Genomic DNA, 4,985 nt, shown 5'->3' on the forward strand with positions numbered 1-4,985 from the left:
TGGGATTCGTCTGATTTATTATCCCTGGGAGATGATATCGAAGCGATCGAAATTGGTAGCGGTTCTGAAGCAATTGAGAATCATGAACAGGCAGCATCCGCTGTTCAGTCAGTGAGTGAGTTTCTACCTGAGGCAGAAATTCCTGCGGCGGTTTCTCACATCCCGGTATTTGTCTACGAGGAAGAAGCATCCGCGGTAACCACGGATGGATTTGTGGCGATCATCGATCGCTATGCGGCCATTGACGCCGGGATCGACCCAGCGACGCTTCCGCGGGAACCAAAGCAGAAATCTGCGGTGTTACGACAGCCCCTGCAGTTACAACCTCCTCAATTTCACCCCGCTGTTAAATCGATTTCCGCAGAGAGACAAATCGCAAAACCACAGGACTTAGTCTCTGAACAAATTACTGAATCTCACCAGCAAACCGGTTTGAGTCATAAACCGGAATTGACCAAATCTTCTGAATTAGACTCAGTCGATTTACCGGAAGATCATCAGAGACAGGTTAATGAACATGTATTTCAGGAATTGGCTCACGAAATATCCCTGGGGGGAGATTCTTTTGAAGAGTTGCTGGCAGCTCAGATTTTTGAGGTTTGTGCCGAGACACGCAAAGGGTTGTTCAATGCCCTGAACGAGATTCGCAATTACACAGAGACTCCTGAAACGAAAACACCCCAGGAGGATACAGGCTCATATGATATGGTCCAGCCTGATAGCGAAGAATGGTATGAATCTGAGGCCCCCATCTCGCGGGATCATTCTCATGTCCTTGACAAACTCAACGAGCAGCGTGCCACTTCCACGTTTCGAGTGGATTCACAATCCGGAGCCAGAGAACAGCAGTCTGCCACTTCTCACTTGAGAGGTCCCGCATTCGGCCGATACAAAAATCTGTTCACCCGGATACGACGTAAGCAAGGTTTGAATTAGACCGCAGTCGTCTTACGACAGTCGCTAGCTATAAAAGCCTTATAACTCATACGAACCGATCAATTGGTGAGTCTGTTTCGACCGTTCGTCGTATTTTCATCATGATCGACTCAAGTGTGATACCAGAGCAGGTATCTACGCGCGCTAAGCCCATCTTCAGATTTTCAGATTTTTTTTTGAAGTATTTCGCCCGATACGCATAACTACACAGCGTACCAATCGAGGCGAGGTTCAAATGCATCAAGATAAAAAAGTAGGTTTAGCGTTAGCATTATTAGTTCTTGGGTTTGTGGGCGCGTTCTGCCTGCGGCAGGATCGAAACACGACGGTCGAGATCCCCGAGCTGAATGATCCTCATTATCTGGATGAGCAAATTGCCGACAAAGACCGCACTCCTTATTTAGGGACTCAGGGCAAAGAAAAACCGGGTTCACAGCTGGGCAGCGAACAGGTTTTAACAGGCATTACCGATGCGCAGTCAATGTCTTCGGGTTCCAAAGTTTCTGTCCCGACAATTTCACACACAACCCCTGCTTCACCAGCAGCGAAGAAAGGTTCGAATGCGGAACGCTGGGGAGAGATGCCTGAATTTCTGAAAGAAATCGAGCTGCCCGACGAGCCGCTTTCGAAGCCCAAACTGCAAGATTCCGTATTTGAGCCCAATCAGAATGAACCCACGGTAAAACCGATTTCTCAAGGATCCACTCCCAGCCCCAATCAATCTGGCTCTGAGAATATCAAGCCACAGCATAATAATGCCTGGGAAGTCAATCCCCCGCAGCAAAAACCGGAAACGACGGCACCAGAACAAAGGCTGGCCCCGCAAATACGAATTCATACCGTCAAGTCCGGAGAAACGCTGTCAGAAATTTCGATTCGTTATCTGGGAACCAGTCGGAAATATCAGGAAATCTTTAATCTGAATCGTGATCAGCTGCGGAGTCCGAATGATATTCGGGAGGGAATGAAGTTGCGAATTCCCGTCTATCCTTCGGCAGATACGACGCCACAATCAGCGAACCGTCAGACCTCTGTGGGAGCATCAGCAAAGACTGGCAAGCGGACGGTAGGTCAAATGGTCTCCCAGCCGACGTTGAAATCGGGTTCTTCGACCGTGCAATTTGAAGGTCTGATTGAATCGCTGTCGAATTCCAAGGATCAAAAACCGCTCAAGGATCTGGATCACAAGAAAACCATTCAACAGCTTGAGAAAACACTCGAATCCGGAAATTTGCTGGACGGGAAAAATGGGTCAAAGTCGATACCGGAAAGCTATCGGAAATTTATTCCGGTTCCCCGTTCTCCGTTAACCCCGAAAACAGGCTCGCAAAGCGGCATTCAGGGAACCAAACCAGCGCAGTCTTTATCACAGGTTCAGCCGGAAAATGTGGAAAAAATTGTAGAAGAACTGTTTGACGAGAATTTTGGCGATACAACTCAGTCGGGGAGTTCTACAAAATCGAAAACCTATACCATCAAAGACGGTGATTCACTGGAATCGATCGCCGTCCGCCTCTATGGAAAACGATCCGCAGCGTTCAAGATCTATCAGAAGAACAGTGATCTGTTGAAAAACGCGAATTCGATTCGACCGGGAATGGTTCTGCAGCTGCCTTAGGAATTTTCGGGTAAGCCATTGAGCGGCAGGGAAAGTCCATCAAAAGCCAGTTCGACGTGGTCTGGCAGGCTGGCGTTAATCTCTTCGTGTTCGAGTGAATGAGAAATGTGTGTGAAGTAAGCTCGTTTGGGTTTGACTTTTTCCACGACTTCCAGACTCTGCTCGAGACTGAAATGGGTGGGATGCGGTTTGATCCGCAGGGCATCAAGGACCAGAATATCCAGCCCTTCCAGATGCTGCCAGCTTTCTGGCGGAATCTCGCTGACATCCGTGCAGAACGCGATATTATTGATGCGGTAGCCCAAAACAGGCAGCGTTCCATGCATCAGCCGAATCGGTTGAACTCGAACGCCCAGCAGATCAAAGGGCTCCAGCGTCACCGTTTGAAAATCAAGCCGCGGGCGTGACATGTGGTGTGTGTTGTAGGTCGGCGTTTCAAACGCATAATTAAACGAACGACGGATCTGCTCCTCTACGATTTCTTCGCAATGCAGCATGATGGATTTTTCCAGCCGGTATCCACTGATCCGCACATCATCCAGACCAAAAATATGATCGGCATGGCTGTGGGTATAAAGCACCGCATGTACCCAGGGGATATGTTCTCTGAGCAGTTGCAGCCGGAGTTCCGGCGGCGTATCAATCAGAAATCCCCCTTCCGGGGCACCCACATAAACCGAGGTGCGCCCGCGTTGGTTTTTGGGATTTGCTGAAGTGCACACATTACAGTCGCAGCCCACAATGGGAATTCCCACACTGGTCCCGGTGCCCATTGTTATGAATTCACCACGCCTTTGTGAAAATAGATTTGATTCCTGTTGCATTACTCTTTGATCACTTTAGAAGTGGCGCTGCTCAGCTGACGCCGCAATATTCGCTGACTCCATCCGCAGTGACGACCAGTAATTGATCTGTGAGCGGGTGGTCCATGGTTAAATAATCACTGGCAATATTATGCTGGATTTTTTCAATAATCTGCGCCTCACTTAAGCTGAGCGCAAGCAGAAAGTCCCGATTGGGGACTCCGGCCAGAAATTCGCTGCCCAGAAACTTACGTGCCTGCAGGTAAAATGATTTACTCAGTACCTGAGACGCATTATAGGCATCCGGTTTACTTTGAATAATCATATTCGGGCCATCTTCTCGGGACATGCAGATTAACTCGATTTGATTGCTGTCAAAATACCGGTCCAGATTCTTGAGTGCGATCTGGTGTAATTGTTCCCGGTCGATATTCCATTTTCTGAGGAGCTTATCGTGAATATACCAGTACGCGTTCGATTCGTCGACCACGTACAGAATTGCCAGATTGGCAACCCAACTTTCGCCGACAAAGTTGGGAAAGTTGTTTTCCCAGGATTCCCGGGAGAGCAGGATCGGCATAATCCGTTCCTGCACCTGTGAGAGATCAGGTTCAGTCTGGGCATCTCCCCACTCATTGATCTGCAGAATCGTCGCCAGAGCTGTCGTGATATTCTTCTCGAAAAATTCCGGTGTTGCCAGGTAAGCACGATAGAAATTTGTCAGATTGATCTCAGATTCACCAAAGTTTAATCGAAATCCGGGGATCAAATGGGATTTCACCAGGGGAAATTTTTTCTGAGCCAGATACAAAACTTCATTCGCGAACAGTTCAGGCGGATTCGCCGGATTCAGTGATAGCTGAATCGAGTGCAGGATGCGTTGTACGGTTTCAAAAAAGTCCTCGTGAAATTGTGGATCATAGAAAAAAGTGGCGACCATCTGAATCGAGCGTTCCCGGATCAACCAGAGTTTCCAGTGGTGCCAGTGTTTCTGAAAAAATGGCAACCACGACAGCGACTCTTTCCAGGGGGAAGTGTGTTTTTGAATAATGGCTTCACCGGAATAGCCGATCGATTCATGTTCGATTGCTAACGGGCCCCGTCTCTGAATATTCCGATGTTTGACAAAAAACTGGTCGAAATCAATTTGCAGGTTCGACTCACAGTTCGATTGGGGGAGCAGGGATTTCCAGTGACAACTGATGGTTAACGTGGCGTTTCCTTCAGGAGAACTGAGCTGGAGAATCCCATCCTTCTCATCCTTGACCCAACTCGATGGATAAGAGAGTGAATACCAATTTGCGGGCCCTGTGTAGTTGACCCATTGATTGAAATGCAATTCAGACAATAAATTCACCATCAGCGCAAGAGATGATTCTGACTAGAAAAGAATTGGTTCCAGTCAGTGCTGTGTTACCAACTTTTCGAACGGCGTCTTACAGAGATTTTATATTAGACGATTTCCAAAAAGAACTCTATCTGAAAAACTAGACAGGTCCTTCAGTCAGGCTGCCATTAATCTAAGCAGCAAAATGCCTTCCCGCGGGGCAATACCCGGTAATTTCCAGGCGATCTGCTCATTGGGAATTTTAAAATAATATCGTAAGTAATTACTGTTGAGCGAGTTA

The 4,985-nt window shown here is 47.9% G+C and carries 4 protein-coding genes; 2 read left to right on the forward strand and 2 right to left on the reverse strand.

The annotated features are described in order from the left end of the window. Together Q0294_RS16345 and Q0294_RS16350 are read left to right on the forward strand one after the other, a co-directional pair. Positions 1-936, forward strand: a 936-nt coding sequence (locus tag Q0294_RS16345) for a hypothetical protein (RefSeq protein ID WP_299467588.1), incomplete at its 5' end; no start/stop codon positions are given. A 235-nt stretch (positions 937-1,171) separates the two neighbouring features. Then, the gene (locus tag Q0294_RS16350; protein WP_299467590.1) at positions 1,172-2,554 is read left to right on the forward strand and encodes a LysM peptidoglycan-binding domain-containing protein; all 1,383 of its coding nucleotides are present in this window, start codon (positions 1,172-1,174) and stop codon (positions 2,552-2,554) included. Here Q0294_RS16350 and Q0294_RS16355 read toward each other — a convergent pair. Next, positions 2,551-3,378, reverse strand: coding sequence for an MBL fold metallo-hydrolase (locus Q0294_RS16355; protein WP_299467592.1), 828 nt, complete (start codon positions 3,376-3,378; stop codon positions 2,551-2,553). The two genes, Q0294_RS16350 and Q0294_RS16355, sit on opposite strands and share 4 nt — an antisense overlap. Positions 3,379-3,409: 31 nt before the next feature. After that, complete coding sequence (locus tag Q0294_RS16360; RefSeq protein WP_299467594.1) at positions 3,410-4,705, reverse strand: DUF1444 family protein; 1,296 nt, start codon at positions 4,703-4,705, stop codon at positions 3,410-3,412. Positions 4,706-4,985 lie beyond the last annotated feature (280 nt).

This window comes from uncultured Gimesia sp. (genome assembly GCF_937919775.1).
Taxonomy (GTDB): Bacteria; Planctomycetota; Planctomycetia; order Planctomycetales; family Planctomycetaceae; genus Gimesia.